This is a genomic window from Devosia rhodophyticola (genome assembly GCF_028816475.1).
In the GTDB taxonomy this organism is placed as follows: Bacteria; Pseudomonadota; Alphaproteobacteria; order Rhizobiales; family Devosiaceae; genus Devosia; species Devosia rhodophyticola.
The window spans coordinates 1,418,138-1,437,076 of record NZ_CP118247.1; the positions used below are offsets into that span (position 1 = coordinate 1,418,138).

Consider the following 18,939-nt stretch of genomic DNA (forward strand, 5'->3'; position numbering starts at 1 on the left):
TCTATCACGCCGAGGTTCGACAAGTAGCTCGCTTACTGCACCCCGCGGCTGTGGCTTGACTCGTTGTTAGGGCAACATCACCCATTTTGTGCGGCCATACAAACATACCTAAAGCGACGCCTTGTAGATCTCCAAAATAGACTCTTTTGACATTTTGCGAGGATTGTAATCCAGGAGGCGACGAATTTTGAATGCTTCTTCGACCATCGGCTCGAGGTCGGATTCCGACACACCAAGTTGACCCATTCTCATCCCTATCCCGAGACCCGAGCAAAACTGATAGGCTCCTGCAAATGTATCGCCGTCAGCAAATCCCAAACTGCCTGCAATCTCCCGCGTCTTGCCTGGCGTAGCCTGCTGGTTGAATGCCAGCGTATGTGGAAATATTACAGCGTTGGCTAGTCCATGTGCAACGTTATGTCTTGTCCCAAGCGGGTATGAAATTGCATGCCCAGCCGTGGTGTTGACGGGTCCAAGGCAGTACCCCCCGATACAAGAGGCGTAGCAGAGGCCCGCCCTGGCCTCCAGGTCACCGCCATCACGAACTGCTCGGCCAAGAAACTTACCGACTAACTCAATACCTTGGCGTGCATACATGTCTATCAGCGGATGCGCACGCGTGCTCGTGAAAGCCTCAACGCAATGCGCCAATGCGTCTATCCCGGTCGTCGCCGTAATCGCGGATGGCAAACTGACAGTCAGCACGGGATCAATAATGGCCACATCGGCCAGCATATAGGTACTTTCCACCGAGATTTTTTGTCGGGTCCCAGGGTCCGTTACGAGTGCGCGCGATCCAACCTCGCTACCGGTCCCCGATGTCGTCGGGACTTGCATCAAAAATACGCCTCGTTGCGGCGCATTGCCAACACCAGCAATATCCTGAATCGACTGCCGCGCCGACACGAGGACCGAAACCAGTTTCGCTGTGTCCATGACGCTACCGCCGCCAAATCCGATAATGAGGTCCGCAGATACCTCGCGGGCGACGGCTAAAACCTTGTTAATGGAGATCAGATCGGGTTCAGACACGAGGTCGCCTTGCACGAAAACCTCTCCGGGCAGATCCAATTGATCCACACGGACAGCGTTATACTGATCTGAAATTACGAGTGTCCGCTTTACTTCCTTGTTGGTTGCCCACTGTCCGGCGCTGGATATCTTGCCGATGCCAAACTCAATGCATTTGGGACGTTCAATCCTGAGCGGCGCGCCGTATGTCGCCGGACCCAACTTCTTACTGCCAAGCGTAGCTGCGCACATTTACCGTCCCCTTTGAATTCGCGATGCAAGCCTCAAACTGCGAACGCACACCCAACCTCATAACGCCCCGTTTCAAGAATGCATCGCTTCAGCATGCCATAGAATTACAAGTTGTCAACTACTTGCAATTTCTCTCATCAAAAATTGGCTGCAAAAATGCATATTTAGTTGATAATGCATTGTTATTCGTTCTCTTCCTACCCTGGCATCGATAGATAACAAGTTGTCAGGAGACATCACCCACTGCGTCGGTTTCGGTATTCCACCTAGGTGGTGCTTCAAGACGGAACAGGGGCGTCGGCTGCAGCGGTCCTGGAGGAATCTAAGCGCTCGCCGCAACTAAAGGCGGATTGAGAACCGGGCAAGCGGCCAAATGACCGTCGCCGACGTCGACCAACTGCGGAACGTCCCGGCGACAAGATTCCACGGCGTGTTTGCACCGACCATGGAAGCTGCATCCGGAGGGTGGATCAATTGGGTTTGGGATCTCCCCTGTAAGGATTTCCCGCTCGCTTTTCCGCTTTGGGTTGGGGACTGGCGCGGCCGAAATGAGTGCGCGCGTATAGGGGTGCCGAGGATTTCGGAACAACTCCTGATTTGCCGCCACTTCGACAATCTTGCCCAGATACATCACCGCAACGCGGTCGCTCATGTGGCGCACCACGCTCAGGTCATGGGCGATAAAAATGTAGGCGAGCTCGAGTTCACGTTTGAGACCCTGCAACAAGTTCACCACCTGCGCCTGAACCGACACGTCCAGGGCCGAGACTGCTTCGTCGGCTACTATTAACTTGGGACTAAGTGCCAGCGCTCTTGCAATGCCGATGCGCTGCCGCTGTCCGCCGCTGAATTCGTGGGGATAACGATCCGCGAGATCGCGATGTAGTCCCACCTTTTCCAACAGCACGCCGACTCGGTCGGGTATTTCGCTTGCGGGCACCACATTGTGAACCAAGAGCGGTTCGCCGACAATTTTTTCGACTGTCATCCGCGGATTGAGCGACGCGTAGGGGTCTTGAAAAATGATCTGCATGTCCCTGCGCACTCGCAGCATCTGTCTGCGAGACAGGTCGGCAATATCCGTGCCTTCAAAAAAATTTTACCTGCCGTGGGCGCAAGCAATTTCAGGATCAACCGGCCGAGCGTGCTTTTGCCCGAACCACTTTCACCAACCACACCGAGGGTCTCGCCACGGTTCAGGTGCAGCGTCACGTCATCGACCGCCTTGACCGATTTCTTTTCAGATTGAAACATGCCGGTTCGCACCGGAAAGTGCTTCTTTAGCCCTCGAACTTCGAGCAGCGGCTCCATCACTTTGGCCTCCGTTGGCACTTAGCTTGGTCAGCGGTCGATCGGCGACACAGGGACAGTGTCCTGTGTACGATGTTGCCAGTCTCTGATTTTCGCGACCAGGGAATTTACAAGTTCTATATTTGTCCTACCGTAGATATTGTCGGTCTCGCCGGCGTCCACGGTTAGCTGGTAGAGCTCATGTTCCCCGAGTTGGCTATAGTTGAACTTCCATCCGTCCTGAGTATAGACAGTGCGGACAGGATCGGACATCGCCGCAACGATCTCGCCTTGCTTGTAAAACTCAAGCATCCAGTCACGGGTAGAAACCTCACCTACCACGTCGCCCAGTCCGTTGTTGCCACCGCTCCATTCCATGAAGACATCGCTGTCGGGCACCGTCGCGCTTTCGGCTTCAATCCAGCGCCTAAGGCTGTTTCCCTGCAAGCCGTCAGGCCCAGTTGCACCGAGGTAGTCAAGGATGGTTGGAACCACGTCAATCTGACTGAATGCGCCGGATATCAACTTGCCTTGGGTCTGGCCGGGTAATTTGACGAGGAACGGCACCCGCGCCGCCTCTTCGTACATGAAGCACTTGGTCAGCAACTGGTGGGCGCCCATCATGTCTCCATGGTCAGAAGTGAACACAATCATGGTGCTATCATCGAGTCCACAAGCGTCGAGCGTGTCCAGAATGCTGCCGATATGCGTATCAACTAGGCTGCACAGTCCCCAGTAGTGGGCAATCATGCGCTTCCAATCATCCTCGGTCTCCAACGCCATGCCGCTGTGCCCGTGACGTCGAAACTGCTCCTTCATGATGCGGGTCTTGAGCGGGCTGTCATTAGCCAGCTCGTGGTCAAAGTTGTCGGGCAACGGGATGCATTCTAGTGGATATTGATCGTCTCGCGGACTGAAAAAGGGCATATGAGGTTCGAAGAAGTTCACATAGAGCACAAACGGTGTGTTGATATGGGTGCGCAGGAAATCGTTTGCCATCTTGGCAACATAGGCTGGTTTGCCCAGTTCTTCGGGAAGCCGGGCTGCTTCACCTCGACTGAAATAATCACCGTTCTTCGGCGTCAGACCTTGGGCGATGAGATAGTCGTGGTAGGATGATCGGGCGGCTTTGTCTCGTCCCTCGCTGAAATATTTCTGATATTGGTCCTCGACGCTCGCCCAATGCTGAAACCCATGCTGGGCAAACACCTCGTCGCCGAGATGCCACTTGCCGAAATGGGCGGTCACGTAGTCGCCATCTACCATTTCCGGCAGGCATTTGGTGGTTTGCGCCAATGGCACATTGTTCTCGGAGCAGCCGTTGGTATGTGGATAAAGCCCCGTCAACAGACTGGACCGAGATGGCGTACACACGGGTTGGGTCACGTACATGCGCTCAAACACATGGCTGCGGTCGGCCAGACGATTCAGATTCGGCATATCGATCTGATCGTTGCCGTAAGCTTTTAACGTATTGAATGCCTGCTCATCGGTATAGATAAACAACAAGTTTGGCTTGTTCATATTGATTGCTCCCCTGCCAGCTACTGCGAATACGCTCCACATTGTTTGTCGGTCGTGAAACATGAGGTGCTAGGGGCATTGTGCCCAACAAATTCGACAAAAAGATCACATCGACCCGGTTGGAAGTTACACATTTACAAGATGCGATTGCAACCTGCGTCTCAGCAAAAATTTTACCCTTAAGGTCTAACGCTCCAAGTGCGTTTCGCTTTTGCACGGCAGCCATGAATTTTCTAATACTTTATGGTATTGATATTATTGGTATAATTTTGTCATAAGGAACACCATCATAATATTATAGACACATTCGCACTGTGCTCTCAGTCAGTTCGTCGGCAAGCAATCGGCACTTGCGACCATGGGATTTACCCTCACCTGTCCACATTTAATATTGTCAACTGGACAAATTTAGGTATCCTCTGGACTTCGCAACGAGGGAGGATGGACTATTGCAACGATTTGACAACGCAGCCAACACCAATGTGGATTGGGGTGCGCGCAACCGGAAATTGGGGCTCTGCATTGTTGCGGCAGCTTCCCTCGCTTTGGCGTTCGCCGCCCCTGCCAACGCGCAGGACGACAATGTCTTGCGTATCGCAACCGCGGCCCAGGGGGAGGCGAGCTTTTCATTCCAACCCACGGTGTGCGGTTCGGACCAACAAAATTGGGAGACCCTGCTCTACGTGCCTCCAATGTACTTCGATGAAGACTCGAAAATGCAACCAGGGATTTTCAAGTCCTGGTCCTCAAATGATGACAGAACTGTCTGGACCTTCGAAATTGATCCGCGTGCCAGATTCTCCGATGGCTCTCCTGTGACGGCAGAAGACGCCAAGGGCACCTGGGAGATTATGGCCAATCCGCAATATTGCGGCCGCGCCGCGCAGTACCTTGGAAACATTGTCGGATTCCAGGACACCGCAGATGCGAACGATATCAACGCGACGATGACAGGGCTCAAGGTCGTCGACGATCACACGCTGGAAGTCACCCTGGCGGAGTCCGACCCGGTGTTCATGTACCGGATCGCAACAACCCATCTGAACATTATCAATCCTACAGATGCGCGCGAACTTGGCGAAGCCGATTTCTGGTTGCCGGAAAACAACCCCAAGTTCACCGGCCCCTATGTCCTGTCGGACTACAGTCCTGATTTGGGCGAAGCGACCATGACGCCGAACGAGAATTGGTGGATGGACGTCGGGCCGTATCTTGACGCCGTGAAGTTTCAGTTCGTGCCGGACGCACAGACGGCCGGCGTTATGGTGGTCAACAATCAGATCGACGCATCCCAAGCAGATATTCCGACGGTCTTCAAAGACCAGGCACCGGGCTATTTCGATCACATAAAAAGCATTGGCTATCACACATTCTTTCTCCGCCCCAACGCCGCACCGACGGACGATCCACTTGTTCGCAAGGCGCTGGCCCTTTCTGTGGACTGGAATGCGGTAGCGAAGGCGACATTCGCCGACGTCGACTATCTGCCAACCCCACAGCCGCTCGACCCCGAAATGATCCAGGATCCGGACAATAAGGGCTATCCATACGATCCGGAAGCGGCTCGGCAGGCACTTGCAGACTCGAGTTATGGCGGGCCGGAAAACTTGCCCAAGCTGCGTGTGTCTCCGCGCGGAAATCGTCTCTCCAACAACCGTGCACTGCAGGCTGTAATGGGGTATTGGAAGGAAAATCTCGGCATCGAAAATGTTGAGTTCCAGGAGCGCCCTGCTGGCTTCGGCAAGGACTGGGTGGACACTATCAACCTGACACGCGACGACGTCGTCATTCGCTATCCCGATGCCGCCAGCTACATGAATGCTGCGGCCAACTCCACCAGTGTAACCGCAACTGACACGATGAACGGATATTCCAATCCGGAAATCGACAAGGTGTTGGCAATGGCCCTGAAGCTCGATCCGTCGGATCCAGAGCGGGATCAGTTGGCATTCAAGGCCCAGAAGATGTTCATGGATGATTATGTCATGGTCGGTTTTGGCAAGGCGATTCGGAACATCAATGCGCGCAACTACGTCACTGGCTATTTCAAGGGCCCTGATGTGGGCCTGATTGCCCCGTGGCGCATCAAGCTCGAAAAGGAATAGTCGAGCGCCTCACACGGCGACCAACACGACGCATGCCACACAAGTCGAACTGGTGTGGCATGCGTGCACAAGGTGAGAACGAAATTTATGGCTTCATATCTGCTTGTCAGACTGGTCCGGTGGATCACGGGGTTATTGATGGTGATGTTTTTGACATTCACCATGATGCATTTCAGCGGTAGCAACCCAGTGGACATAATGGTTAGCCAAGGCAGTTCAGCGGATTGGCCACAGCAACGGATTGAAGCCCTCAAGGAGAAGTTCGGCTTTGACAAGCCGTTCTTCGAACAGTTGGTCGACTATACAAACAACCTTCTGCATGGCGAATTCGGTCGTTCGATAAAATTCAATCGTGACGTAGCACCCATCCTCGAGACCAAGGTGCCAATCTCGGTGCAACTCGGCCTGGCGGCAACATTTCTTGTGATTTTGTTTGGTGTACCATTGGGTGTGTTGGCGGCAGCAGCGCACAATCGGTGGCCCGACACCGTGATCCTGGGCACGACCATGACGTTGCAGGCTATTCCAGAATTTGTGCTGGGTCCTGTCCTGACCGTGATATTCGTTCTGTGGCTAAAGATCCTTGCTGTGCCAGTCGGCTGGAACGGCCTGTTTACCCAGCAGTCTATCCTGCCACTCGCAGTGCTCACTATCGCGAACGTACCGATCATTATTCGCCAAACGCGCGCATCCATGCTGGAAATGGCGGGGAGCGACTACATCAGGACAGCGCGCACCAAGGGCCTGTCAGAACGAAAAATACTAATGAAGCACATGCTTCGTCCCGCATTGATTCCTGTCAGCACGACTGCCGGCATGTTGATGACGAGCCTGGTGAACGGCGCAATTTTTGTCGAAGCAGTGTTCAACATTCCAGGTCTTGGAAACCTGACTCGCGACGCGACGCTGTCACTGGATTATCCACTGGTTATGGGCGTGGTGATCATCATTACCGTTCTCGTCATGATGGGAAACCTGATTGTCGATCTAAGCTATCCTCTTATCGATCCGCGAATCCGAAACCGGTGAAGTGACCTTGAAAACTGCGTCGACTGAATTAGCAAGGTTTGTTGATAAGCTATGACCGCAACAGCACACGTCACAGGACTCAAACGAGCAAAGTCGCGCAATCTGTGGCGTGATGCGGCGCGGCGCTTTGTCCGCAACAAGTTGGCAATTGTCGGCATGGTCGTGGTTGTGGTGTTTCTTGTACTCGCGATACTGGGCTCGGCGATCACACCATATGATCCGTTCGACCAGGATTTGATCGCAGCATTACAGGGACCAAGTGCAGCACACTGGCTTGGTACCGACGATCTGGGCCGGGACGTACTCAGTCGGTTGATAATTGGTGCGCGCACGGCGCTGTTCGTGGCGATTGTGACCATCTCAATCAGCCTTGTCATTGGTATCGTGCTCGGAACGATGGCGGGCTATTTGGGGCCATGGGCAGATACGCTGATCATGTGGTTCAGTGATGTGGTTCAGTCGATCCCCCCTTACTGCTGGCCATGATTGTGACAGTGACACTACGCCAGCCCGCGACATACTGGGCGGACCAGGTTTATTCGGCGACCCACTGGTCGATACTCGCCAATACAAACCGATGGTGGATAGACTTTGTGATTGTCTTTGGCGCCCTGTCGCTTGCCTCATGGCCATATTATGCCCGCCTGATCCGTGGCACGGTACTCAGCCTATCCAGCGAGGATTATGTGCTGGCGGCGCGTGCGATCGGTGTACCCGATATTAGGATCATGACACACCATATTCTGCCCAATGCGATCGGTCCTATCATCGTTCTTTCCACATATCAGTTCGGCGCCGCGATTGTTGCTGAGGCAGGTCTCAGTTTCCTGGGCGTGGGCGTGCAACCGCCGAATACGAGTTGGGGCAGCATGCTGTCCAGGGGCTGGCAATTGTGGACCATCGCGCCACACGTGATGTTCGCTCCGGCGATTGCAGTGGCGCTCATCCGTATTACTTTCAACTTCCTTGGCGACGGACTGAACGACGCGCTTAATCCCAAATATTCGAAGGGAGGCAAGTAGACAGATGCCGCGCACCGCCTCCCTCACACAGACCACCGACCAAGCTAAATTGACCACAGCCGTGGACAGCGACGTGCTGCTCGACATTACCGACCTTAAAACCTACTTCTTCACCGAGAACGGCGTTTCGAAAGCGGTGGATGGTGTAGATTTTCAAGTCCATAAGGGAGAGACACTCGCAATTGTGGGCGAGTCAGGTTGCGGAAAGAGCGTTACTGCCATGTCCATCCTGCAAATCCTCGACAAGGCCGTTGGCAGAATAGTCGGCGGCAGAATATTGCTGGAAGGCACAAACCTGCTCGAGTTGTCCAACCGCGAAATTCGGCGGATCCGTGGCAAGGAGATCTCGATGATTTTCCAGGAGCCCATGACCTCGCTAAATCCAGTATTCACTATTGGCAATCAGATCAGCGAGGCCATACTCGTGCATCAACGGATCGCGAAGTCGGCTGCCTGGGACGAAGCGCAGCGACTACTGTCGCTGGTTGGGATCCCGTCTCCCGAACGAACGATGCGCGACTACCCTCATCAACTGAGTGGCGGCATGCGCCAGCGGGCAATGATTGCCATGGCACTCAGTTGCAATCCGAAACTGCTCATTGCCGACGAACCAACCACGGCACTCGATGTAACTATTCAAGCGCAGGTCATGGAACTGATCGACTCGGTCAAAACCCAGTTTGGCATGTCGGTGTTGCTCATCACGCATGATCTTGGAGTCGTGGCAGAGTCGGCAGATCGTGTCGTGGTGATGTACGCCGGCAAAGTCGTCGAGCAAGGCGAGGTTGGCGCCATATTCGAGAACGCGCTACACCCTTACACACAAGGCCTTCTTCAATCTATGCCGCGACTTGACGAAGACCAACCCATAGGTGATTTGCCAGAAATTGCTGGCATGGTTCCGATGGCAAATGATCGCCCTGAAGGATGTTATTTTCATCCGCGCTGTCCCAAGGCCATGGACATTTGCCGACAGCAGATGCCAGAGCTCACGACGCACGGCGAGACACGGGACGTCAGATGCTGGCTCTACACACCAGAAGCCTCAAACGAGCATTAGGGTATTGGGGGGAGCAGTATATTGGCTTGCCATCGCGGATACCATGGACCACTTGGACATAGCTGAGTAACCGGTGCCTGACGGCATTTACATCTTTCTTGCCGGGCGTGCGGACCCGGCAAGATCGGGTTGGCGCCGCCTTAGTCAGGACGACGATGCGACGGAATTGCCAGAGGATACCCATTTGCGCGGGAACCGCACAAATTTGATGGCGCGGCGGAAAAACGTGAACGCTACGTTTATCGTTCCCTCCGGTCCCTCCGTAACAGTGGGGTAGGACAATTCGCGACCGTGCCGCTCCGCTTTGGAATCGGGGTCTTTGAGCGGTGCACTATCGCCAACTTGAATGTCGCGCTGCTCCGGCCAAGTCACCCCGTCATCATAGGACAGGGCAATGCTGAGTGGGGTGCGTGGCACACCCCATACCGCCCGTCGAATCTGTGCGGCTTGCCCCCCGTCCGTACGAAGGTTTTCTCTTGCGTAGCGCCGGTCAGCAAACGCGGCTGCATTCACCGAATTGAATACCAATACCAATGCGCCATCTGATAGTGCGCTCACCTGGATTGACGAATTGTTGTTGGGTTGAGCGGTTGCCGATGGCGCGGTCCAGCTTTGCCCAAAGTCCGTTGAAACACTTCGCAGAATGTGGTCTGCATATCGACTTCGGTAGAATGCCAACAACCGCCCGTTACCTCTATCCAGTACGTTCATATGGACGGCGCCCACGCTGTTTGGAACCTCATATTCTTTCCAGGTCTTGCCGCGATCGGACGAGAGTTTTACGGCGCTGACGTCATTGTGCCCGTGCCATCGTTCTCCTGGGATCGGCCGACAATGGAACACTGGCAGCAGCCAAGTCCCATTGTCGAGTACAACCATGGGTTGCCTGATAAATATTCCGGGCTCGTCGAATAACAGCTCGACGGGGTCCCATGTGGCGCCCTGATCGCGCGAGATGCGACGGCGGACGATGGATGTATCCTGCCCGTGGTAGAGTTGGGCCGTGTAGAGCAGCCACAATTCACCATTTGGCGTTTCGAAAAGTACTGGATTCTGTTCGGAGCGCTCTGGATCATCAGATAACTTTACTTCTCCTTCCCAGCGATCCGACCCTTTTGACAACCGCGAAAAATATATCGAAACATCCGGCTTGCCCTCCTCCGATCCAGCGAACCACGCGCATACGAGATCCCCGTTATTCAAAGTCAGAAGAAACGAGGCATGGGTCTCCTTGTCTTCGCACGGCAGGTAAGCATCGACTCGCGCTGGGTCGTCCTCACATTCGCGTAGAAGGCCATCGGGCTTAATCTGTTCCACCGCGCCCATTGTACTCATCAGTTTTCTCCTTGCCTGAACATTTTTGGGGATGATCGCCACGTAGATCGTGGCTGTTTGTGTGGATAGCGGTTAGCGCGTAGTATTCAGCGGCCCAACACCGCGACGAGGCGACTGAGCGCGTCGGGGTCGCCAAACCCTCCGGATTTGGTAAAAACGGTTGTGGGCCGGTCGCCAATAGTGGCGAGAGACCGGCTGACACCAGGGAAAATCTCACCGGCGACCTCTAGCGACTTGACACCCAACGCAGCGAGCACTGACGCCGCTGTCTCGCCACCACTTATTAACAGCGTAGCGGGTTTATTTCGCGCGACGGTATGGGCTACTCCCCTTGCAAATCGTCGCCCAACAATTTCGGGTGCTTCTATCTTGTCAGTTGCAGTGGCAACAAGCAGGCAAGTCTCCGAATTCATTTTTCCGGGGGGACCTGACCATTTGGTGCCACGATCATCTGGATGGTGCTGCTGCTCCTCAGCTGCGCGATCTGCGTTTGCGTCACCTCGTCTCTTGAGCCAACCACCAACAACATTGGTCGCGCAACTGCAGCCTCCAACCGAAGCGTGTTTGCAACCGGCATGATACCGGCCTTCTGGAGTTGCTGCGCCAGCGCCACAGCCAATCCCCTGGCGCCGACAGCTACGAACTCGGACGGTCGCGTCATTGCTGTCTCTGCGGCCAAGTTCAGCCCGCCCCAACTAACGGCGTCGCATACAGTGACCTCACTGCCATGTCCGAACAATGACTTGACGTCAATTGGCGTGTCCACACCGTGTCCGGACAGGTAACCATCCACGACGATGCGCCCCATATCCGGAATGGCGGGAGCAACGATCATATGCTGCCGATTGAATACTGTCATAAGGGCGCGCGACTCTGCTGCCGCCGATCCCTTCAGACGTGAATCGATTTTCTTGAAGACCAGCGTCGGCTGCAGGTGCCGAAGAGCGCGTGCAATTTCTTCGACACGGGCCACAGCTGCTGGTTTGCCCAGTTCACGCGTCGAGGTGCTGACACACGCGATTTGAGGCACCTCCAACGTCGGGTCGATCAACGCGTCCCATTGCGGCATCATCAGTGTCCGGAAGCCGAGATCAGAAAACGGCGCGCCCGCATCAAGGGCTCCGGTCAAGTCGTCGGCAATCAATAGCACCTGCAGCTTGGCCATTACATGTTTGTTCCGAGTAGCGGCAATCTGCGAGTGGCCGTCGACGCGCTCCGTCGCGACCAAAGTAGCAAAACTCATGGCTGCACTATTCTGAAAATATGTTTACATGTCAAATATAATGCAGTGAACCGTCATTGTAATTTTTCGCGCAATTATCTCAATGCATTGATTTATAAGAACGATAGTCACTGCCAACAGCATGCCAAACCTGTAGTATGTTGTCAGTTTTCTATTTGTGGGCAGGTGTTCGCACTGCCACCAGGGCGTTATTGATTCCACAATCCTTGCCCCGCGAACAACCCCATTTACAGTGACCCGCACCATTCCCGGTCGACTGTCACGACCCACAGGTTGGCGAATGGCGGTCAACCCCCGCGTTCGCTAGCATCGCGGCAAACAGCAGCGAGGTCCAAGTGAGTTCGGAGGAGACGAGGGGGATTACAATGAAAGATCCAAAGCGCGGCCTTCGAACAATCGGTCACGCGAACTTTTTAAATGCTGATGCATTGCATCGCGCGCGTCCTGGGCCCTCTCGTCGGATATGGCTTCGTAAATGAGGCCGTGTTCACGGAAGACAATCTCCAACTGCTGTTTGGGTCCCATAAGTGACAGGCCGTGCAGATGCATCCCCACCGCAACATGTTCCCGAAGCGCCTCCATTGAGGAGCTGTAATAGTGGTTGTTGGCGGCATCAGCCACGGCCTTGTGGAACAAAAAGTCAGCGTCGGATCTGTGCATACGGTGCCTGGTGGCATCGCTCAATTGACCTAGCGCCTCTTCGATCTTCGCAAGCGAGGATTCGTCGCGCCTGATCGCTGCGTAGTATGCCGCGTCGGGCTCAATGGTCAGCCGGAACTCATAAAAACGCTGAACGTCGGCAATCGTTTCAACGGGCGTGTATGTCAGTCCCGTTGAAACGATTGCCGACGACCGCACAAAGCTTCCCGATCCCTGACGAGAATATATGACGCCTGCATCACGTAACCGCCCAAGGGCACCTCGTACTATCGGGCGTGAAACCCCAAACATGGCCGCAAGCTCGTGCTCACCCGGGAGTTTCCCGTCGGGCGGGAACTCACCACGAGTTATTCGCTGCGACAGTTGCTGATAAACGCCGTCTACCAGCGTAGTTTCCTTTCCGCGTCTGGATTTAGCAGCTCCTGCCGATTGAACCTCCGCGCCGCCGCCACCGGTACCCGTTTCGCTCAATTGTAAAATTCCTGTTTCAAATCAGAGCAAAGAAAGGTGATTTCTACCATGCCAACTTCTCCGAACCCTGTTGCCAGACCAATCATTTCCCGTCCCAGTTGTGACCGTCGCAACTTCCGTATTTCAAGGCATTGTCGCTTGATATCCGTATATTCGAGTCGATATGAAATTCTCGGAATCATTTTCAAATGTAAACCCATACCGTTGATAGCCTATACACTTCTTCGATCTCTAATTGCAACTTGACATGTTGTTCACGATTGTTCAGCATCCGATGAGCGTAGCCGCAAATTCATTGTGACGCGGGTATCAGGTTGTCCAACAACATCCAACCACACCAGAGCAAGCGCCCGTCAACTAATGGCTAACTCATTGAATAACATTGGCATTACCATGGGAGACCCCGCAGGGGTCGGCCCCGAAATAATCTGCAAGGCCGTCGCCGGAATGAGTGCCAATGACCGCAAGAACATTGTCATAGTCGGCAACAAACCTGTCATGGAAAATGCCGCACAAATTACAGGTGTGACCCTTTCGTACCACCATGTCGGCTCCGCGGCCGTTGGTGACAGCGTGGCGCTTGTCGATATCGCGATCGAGGGTGGACCAATTACATTTGGGCGTATGGATGCACGCGCCGGTGACGCAGCGTATCGCTGTATCGCGCGGGCGGTTGAGATGGCAATAGCCGGGGATATCGATTGTGTGGTTACTGCCCCAATCAACAAGGAAGCGCTGAATGCTGCGGGCCACCATTACGATGGCCATACAGGTATGCTGGCGGCCCTGACAGGGTCCACAGCGTCGTTCATGTTGCTGGCGTCCGAACGGCTCTCTGCGATCCATGTTTCGACCCATGTGTCTCTAAGGGCAGCCATCGACAGGGCAACACAGGACCGCGTACTCGCCACGATCCGCGCGGGCCACACGCACCTGAGGCGACTTGGCATCGACACGCCCCGAATTGCTGTCGCGGGCATTAACCCGCACTGTGGTGAAAACGGGCTGTTCGGCACCGAGGATGACAAGCAGATAGCCCCTGCGGTCGAACGTGCCCGGTCCGAAGGAATAAATGCCGTCGGCCCCATTCCCCCGGATACTGTCTATCATCGAGCGCACACCGGCGCCTTCGATCTGGTGGTCGCTCAATATCATGACCAGGGGCACATCCCGATGAAGCTTGTAGCGTTCGACACAACGGTGAATGTATCGCTCGGCTTGCCGATAGACCGGACCTCGGTCGATCACGGCACTGCCTTTGATATCGCGGGCACCGGCGAAGCAAACCATATCAACATGAATGCCGCGATCGCGTATGCGCGCAAGCTGGCGGCCACACCAAGACAACTGGCAGGACCAGCACAATGAACGTAAAGGCCGAAGTCACGGGTGTCTATTGTGCGGCCGTAACACCGGTACGCGAGGACCGTTCTCCTGATCTGCCACTGTTCGCAACGCATTGTGGGCGCCTCATTGAGCATGGCTGCAACGGCGTTGCTTTGCTTGGTACTACAGGCGAGGCCAACTCATTCGGTATGATCGAGCGCCAGAAGATTCTCGAATACGTCGTCAATTCAGGCATCGCGCCGGAAAAACTCATGCCCGGAACCGGCACGTGCGCCATTATGGATACGGTGACACTGACCCGGCATGCACTGTCGCTTGGCGTCAACCGCGTGGTGATGTTGCCACCATTTTACTACAAGAAACCAACGGACGACGGCTTGTTCTCTGCCTATTCGGAGGTGATCGAGCGCGTTGGCAATGATCGGCTGAAAGTCGTACTCTATCATATCCCCCAAATGTCTTCGGTGCCGATTACTGCCAGCCTTGTGGAACGACTGATCAAAGCCTATCCCCAAACTGTTGTCGGCATAAAGGACTCTGCGGGAGACCTAGAAAACATGAAATCCATGGTCGATGCGTTTCCGGGGTTCTCGGTTCTCGCCGGTGCCGACCCTTTGCTGCTGCCGCTCATGGAACACGGCGGAGCCGGCTGTATCACGGCGACGTCAAACCTTGTCTCAAACGAGCTGGCCGCCGTCTTTCGCGGTGCCCGTGATGTCGGACAGCGGGCTATTGTCGCGGCGGCGCAGGAGAAGATAATTGCCTATCGAACCCTGTCCAACAGTCTCGGCGCCCAGATACCCACGATCAAGGCAATGCTGGGATTCTCGACAGGCGAAACAGGCTGGAAACATACGCGCCCACCGTTGACCGACCTCACGGACGATCAGCGCTCTTTCCTAGGCGACGCCGTGGCGGCACTCCATACTGCCGACGGGTGAGTGTGACCGACAGGCGCCCACTGGGCCAGGCCAAGGTTCTTCGGGTGCGGTCTATACCCGCAAGTCGAGCGAGGAAGGCCTCAACCAGGAGTTCAACGCTCTTGATGCGCCGCGTGAGGCCTGCTCTGTCGCGGATGCTGGATGACATGAGAGCGAAGCGTATTGACGTTGTCGTCGTCTACAAGATCGACCGCCTGACCCGGTCGCTCAGTGACTTTGCCAAGATTGCCGACGTCTTCGACGGCAATCTTGGCAAAGTTACCCAATCATTCAACACAACGACGTCAATGGGTCGATTGACGTTGAACGTGCTGCTGTCCTTTGCGCAATTCGAGCGGGAAGCCACCACCGAACTGATTAGAGACAAGATAGCTGCTTCAAGTCAGCTCGCTGCGGTCAGCTGACCGACCGGTCCCCAATTCTCAAGACTCATACCACCATACGTGCCATTCGAAGCGTCGAGCGGCGTCGGTCCGATGCAATCCCTATGCGGATAAGATGCAGTCAGCATCGCTTTTGCAAACTTGTGGTCTGGCAAATAGGGGAAGTGAGACGCGATGCGCGAATTCAACTAAAATGCCCCCAAAGACCGTCTCCGAATGCGCAAGTAGATATGCCTATCGCTCCAAGTCTTTGAAAAGTCGCGACCATCTGACGGGACACTTGTGGGCAACGGTTTGGCGAAAAATCTTGGTGGAGCCTAGCGGGATCGAACCGCTGACCTCTTGCATGCCATGCAAGCGCTCTCCCAGCTGAGCTAAGGCCCCATTCCAAGGGATGTTCGGGGCGGTTGATTGCCATCCGAAGCGTGGCGCAACCTATTCAAGCTCGCTGCGAGACGCAAGGGGCAATCTTGACTGATTTGACATGATTTTTTTACCGGGCGCAACGGGGCGACAATCAGACGAAACGCCATCGCGATCTATACTGCCCAAGGCCGCGAAAAATGGCTGGCAGGTTGAATGGATTGATGGACGCAGTCACATGTTCAAGGATGGCATCGCTCAAATCGAGCCATTTTTGAGGTTCGCCATGGGCAAGATGTGTATATTGAGACATAAATGCTTGATGAGAACAAAAGATCATCCCGGTTGGCGCGATAACTTCCGGGGGCTACGACCGACCATCGATGAGCACGATCAATTTAGACAGGATGCTAACTAATTACGATGACCGATCTTGCAGAACAGCTACGCGAATTCACCCGGGAACTGGCAATCGTTTCTCGCCTGTGGCGCAAACTGGCACGGGATGCCATTGCCCGACATGGGGTCGCCGAGGCGGGAGCCGCGCCACTTGTGTGGATCGGACGATTGGGCGGCGATGTACGCCAGAACGTTCTGGCCGACCTTTGCGGCATGGAAAGCCCATCACTGGTGCGCATTATCGATGATCTGCAGGCCGCCCATCTGGTCGTGAGGGTACCTGATCCGTCCGACAGGCGCGCCAATCTGGTGAGCCTGACGCCTGAAGGCGAAGTTCGGCTGGCCGAGATTGAAGCCGTGCTCAACCAGCTTCGCGACGAGACATTTGCTGGCGTCTCTGAAGACGACATCGAGGCGGCCGGTAGAATTTTCGCCGCGATTCGCGGTGCCACCAACGGCACACAGCAGCGCTGAAACAAAACCCGCCAGGAGCACCCGGCGGGTTTGATTTTCAGGTCAATTTGACAATTGGTTCAGGCGTCGTCGTCGCTGCCGACCTTGAAGGCCAAATCGTCGTCATCATCATCTTCTTCTTCGAGGAAGACATCTTGTTCGTCATCTGACAATTCGTCGTCGACTTCGACATCGTCAGTATCTGGAATATCCTCGTCGCCACTTTCCTCGGCATCGGCCTCTTCCAGCGAGACGATTTCAGGGGCCGCGCTATCGGTGCTTGCGGCATCATCTTTCTTGACGACTTCCTCATCCTCGGGGGGCTTGGCCGCGCGCCCGGCGCTGATCTTGCTGATCAGAACCTCCTCGAAAAAGGAGCGGGGATAGGATTTGCCCGTATAGGGGGACACAATCGGGTCGAGATTGAGATCGTAAAACTTCTTGCCCGTATCGGGATCGGTGCGCTTGGTGCCGCGCTCGGAACTGGCCATCAAGGTCCCTCGTATGAATTTATGCGAGCACGCCCGCTTTGGTCAGTCCGGTTATGGGCAAAATTTGCCTCTGTCAAACCGAAAATGTGCTCATCCACCCTATGTCAGACCGACCAGGCCATTCAACCGGCAGTGGTCGAATGGCGTCCAGATGTGATATGCCGCGCCAGACAGTTCAATATGCGTCTCCTCAGCCCCGGTCCTTATGGCTTCTCAACCTCTTCCACCCAGCCCCATAACCAGCTCTCGCGCCACACCCCTGCAAGGGCTCTTCACAATTTCGGGCGATAGCTTCATTTCCCATGGTGCACTGATATTGGGCGCCACGGCCATGGGCCAGACGATCATCGAGGGCTTGCTCGAATCACCGGACGTGCTGGTGACCGCTGAAGTCCTCCGCGTTTTTGGCGCGCGTGTTCAAAACCATGGCGATCACTGGTCAGTCGATGGGCTGGGTGTTGGCGGCCTGTTGGCGCCGGTCGCGCCGATAGATTTTGCCGGCAACGCCATCGGGGCACAAATGGTCATGGGGCTGGCGTCAAGCTATGGGTTTGTTACCAGCCTTGTCGGCGACGCAACCCTTTCGGCAAGCCCGATGCGCCCGATTCTGGATCCGCTAATGGCCATCGGGGTCGAGGTGATAGAACATGCCGACTACCAATTGCCTTTGACCCTTCGTGGACCGCAAACCTGTTTGCCGTTATCGGTCCGGGTGCCAATTGCATCATTAACGGTCAAATCGGCCCTGCTGCTGGCGGGACTCAATATTGCGGGCACAACCACCATCATTGAGCCCGAACCAACGCGCGACCATCTGGAAAACCTGCTGCGCCAGTTTGGGGCCGCGATCAGCGTGCAGACCAGCGAGACTGGCGAGCGCACCGTTGAAATGGCGGGCCTGCCCGATCTGCAGGCCCAGCGATTCAAGGTCCCGGGCGACCCCTCCTCGGCCGCGTTCCCGCTTGTTGCCGGCCTGATTGTGCCCGGCTCGGAGCTGGTGATCGAAAATGTGCTGATGAGTGTGTCGCGCACCGGATTGATCGATACGCTGCTGGAAATGGGCGGCAATATCTCGTTCTTCAACCAACGCCAGATTGGCGGCGAGGATATTGCCGACCTCAAAGTGCGCCATTCCAACCTGCGCGGGTTGCGGGTGCCCGCCGACCGGGTAGCGGCAATCGCCGGTGATTATCCGATCCTTTCGATAGCCGCCGCTTTTGCCGAGGGCGAGACGATCATGCTCGGGCTGGATCAATTGCTAGCCGAACAAAGCCAATTGCTGAAGGGCGTTATCGCCGGGCTGGCAGCCAATGGGGTCGAGGCCAGCCTGGGCCCAGACAGTATGCGGGTCATGGGCGGCAGCAAAAAGATTGGCGGCGGCAGTGTTGTCGCCCACAGTAACTATCGTCTGGCCATGAGTTTTCTAGTCATGGGAATGGCGGCGAGCCAGCCAGTGACGATTGATGATGAAACAATGCCGGACTTGGGGTTTGCGGACCTGTTTGCAGGCTTTAAAGCGTTGGGCGCCAATTTCAGTTCAGCAGGGTGACAGGGGGCGTG

General features: G+C 55.3%; 16 protein-coding genes, 1 tRNA gene and 2 pseudogenes. 10 read left to right on the plus strand and 9 right to left on the minus strand.

Going from position 1 to position 18,939, the window contains the following annotated elements; all coding sequences use genetic code 11:
• Positions 1–108: 108 nt before the first annotated feature.
• The 3 genes and pseudogenes from PSQ90_RS06880 to PSQ90_RS06890 all read right to left on the minus strand — a co-directional run bounded on the left by PSQ90_RS06880 (position 109) and on the right by PSQ90_RS06890 (position 4,077).
• Positions 109–1,263, minus strand: a complete 1,155-nt coding sequence (locus PSQ90_RS06880) for an iron-containing alcohol dehydrogenase (RefSeq protein ID WP_282212661.1) — start codon at positions 1,261–1,263, stop codon at positions 109–111.
• Between the two features lie 322 nt (positions 1,264–1,585).
• Positions 1,586–2,577: pseudogene (locus PSQ90_RS06885) on the minus strand (ABC transporter ATP-binding protein).
• Positions 2,578–2,604: 27 nt separating this feature from the next.
• On the minus strand, positions 2,605–4,077 hold the full coding sequence (locus tag PSQ90_RS06890; protein ID WP_282212662.1) for a sulfatase-like hydrolase/transferase: 1,473 nt from the start codon (positions 4,075–4,077) through the stop codon (positions 2,605–2,607).
• 449 nt (positions 4,078–4,526) lie between these two features.
• Here PSQ90_RS06890 and PSQ90_RS06895 point away from each other — a divergent pair, with 449 nt between their 5' ends.
• From PSQ90_RS06895 to PSQ90_RS06915, 5 genes are all read left to right on the plus strand, one after another.
• On the plus strand, positions 4,527–6,182 hold the full coding sequence (locus PSQ90_RS06895) for an ABC transporter substrate-binding protein (protein ID WP_282212663.1): 1,656 nt from the start codon (positions 4,527–4,529) through the stop codon (positions 6,180–6,182).
• 138 nt (positions 6,183–6,320) lie between these two features.
• Positions 6,321–7,211, plus strand: coding sequence for an ABC transporter permease (locus tag PSQ90_RS06900; protein WP_407648176.1), 891 nt, complete (start codon positions 6,321–6,323; stop codon positions 7,209–7,211).
• 51 nt (positions 7,212–7,262) lie between these two features.
• Positions 7,263–7,697 carry an ABC transporter permease gene (locus tag PSQ90_RS06905; protein WP_282212665.1) on the plus strand — a complete coding sequence of 145 codons (435 nt, stop codon included), beginning with the start codon at positions 7,263–7,265 and terminating at the stop codon, positions 7,695–7,697.
• 8 nt (positions 7,698–7,705) lie between these two features.
• Positions 7,706–8,233, plus strand: coding sequence for an ABC transporter permease (locus PSQ90_RS06910; protein ID WP_282212666.1), 528 nt, complete (start codon positions 7,706–7,708; stop codon positions 8,231–8,233).
• Positions 8,234–8,237: 4 nt separating this feature from the next.
• A complete protein-coding gene (locus PSQ90_RS06915) occupies positions 8,238–9,293 on the plus strand; it encodes an ABC transporter ATP-binding protein (RefSeq protein ID WP_282212667.1) in 1,056 nt (351 codons plus the stop codon).
• A 144-nt stretch (positions 9,294–9,437) separates the two neighbouring features.
• Here the strand turns inward: PSQ90_RS06915 and PSQ90_RS06920 are convergent, their stop codons facing one another.
• The 4 genes from PSQ90_RS06920 to PSQ90_RS06930 all read right to left on the minus strand — a co-directional run bounded on the left by PSQ90_RS06920 (position 9,438) and on the right by PSQ90_RS06930 (position 13,002).
• Positions 9,438–10,628 (minus strand): sialidase family protein, encoded by a 1,191-nt coding sequence (locus tag PSQ90_RS06920; protein WP_282212668.1) that lies wholly within the window; start codon positions 10,626–10,628, stop codon positions 9,438–9,440.
• 86 nt (positions 10,629–10,714) lie between these two features.
• The gene (locus tag PSQ90_RS17135; protein ID WP_407648177.1) at positions 10,715–11,041 is read right to left on the minus strand and encodes a nucleotide-binding domain containing protein; all 327 of its coding nucleotides are present in this window, start codon (positions 11,039–11,041) and stop codon (positions 10,715–10,717) included.
• A complete protein-coding gene (locus PSQ90_RS06925; protein ID WP_282212669.1) occupies positions 11,038–11,871 on the minus strand; it encodes a four-carbon acid sugar kinase family protein in 834 nt (277 codons plus the stop codon). The genes PSQ90_RS17135 and PSQ90_RS06925 overlap by 4 nt, the downstream gene beginning before the upstream one ends.
• 360 nt (positions 11,872–12,231) lie before the next feature.
• Positions 12,232–13,002 (minus strand): FadR/GntR family transcriptional regulator, encoded by a 771-nt coding sequence (locus PSQ90_RS06930; protein WP_282212670.1) that lies wholly within the window; start codon positions 13,000–13,002, stop codon positions 12,232–12,234.
• A 360-nt stretch (positions 13,003–13,362) separates the two neighbouring features.
• Between PSQ90_RS06930 and pdxA the strand changes: the two genes are divergently transcribed.
• The 3 genes and pseudogenes from pdxA to PSQ90_RS06945 all read left to right on the plus strand — a co-directional run.
• Positions 13,363–14,370 (plus strand): 4-hydroxythreonine-4-phosphate dehydrogenase PdxA, encoded by a 1,008-nt coding sequence (gene pdxA / locus PSQ90_RS06935; protein ID WP_282212671.1) that lies wholly within the window; start codon positions 13,363–13,365, stop codon positions 14,368–14,370.
• Entirely contained in the window at positions 14,367–15,290 is a 924-nt protein-coding gene (locus PSQ90_RS06940; RefSeq protein ID WP_282212672.1) for a dihydrodipicolinate synthase family protein, read from the plus strand. The genes pdxA and PSQ90_RS06940 overlap by 4 nt, the downstream gene beginning before the upstream one ends.
• A pseudogene (locus PSQ90_RS06945) lies at positions 15,277–15,676 on the plus strand (recombinase family protein); the annotation flags it as partial. The gene PSQ90_RS06940 and the pseudogene PSQ90_RS06945, both read left to right, overlap by 14 nt.
• Positions 15,677–15,981: 305 nt before the next feature.
• Here PSQ90_RS06945 and PSQ90_RS06950 read toward each other — a convergent pair.
• Positions 15,982–16,057 (minus strand) — tRNA-Ala (locus PSQ90_RS06950).
• A 402-nt stretch (positions 16,058–16,459) separates the two neighbouring features.
• On the opposite strand from PSQ90_RS06950, the gene PSQ90_RS06955 reads away from it, so the two are divergent.
• Entirely contained in the window at positions 16,460–16,909 is a 450-nt protein-coding gene (locus PSQ90_RS06955) for a MarR family winged helix-turn-helix transcriptional regulator (RefSeq protein WP_282212673.1), read from the plus strand.
• A 59-nt stretch (positions 16,910–16,968) separates the two neighbouring features.
• On the opposite strand, the gene PSQ90_RS06960 is transcribed toward PSQ90_RS06955, so the two are convergent.
• A complete protein-coding gene (locus PSQ90_RS06960) occupies positions 16,969–17,379 on the minus strand; it encodes a TIGR02300 family protein (protein ID WP_282212674.1) in 411 nt (136 codons plus the stop codon).
• Between the two features lie 205 nt (positions 17,380–17,584).
• Here PSQ90_RS06960 and PSQ90_RS06965 point away from each other — a divergent pair, with 205 nt between their 5' ends.
• Positions 17,585–18,928 (plus strand): 3-phosphoshikimate 1-carboxyvinyltransferase, encoded by a 1,344-nt coding sequence (locus tag PSQ90_RS06965; protein WP_282212675.1) that lies wholly within the window; start codon positions 17,585–17,587, stop codon positions 18,926–18,928.
• Positions 18,929–18,939 lie beyond the last annotated feature (11 nt).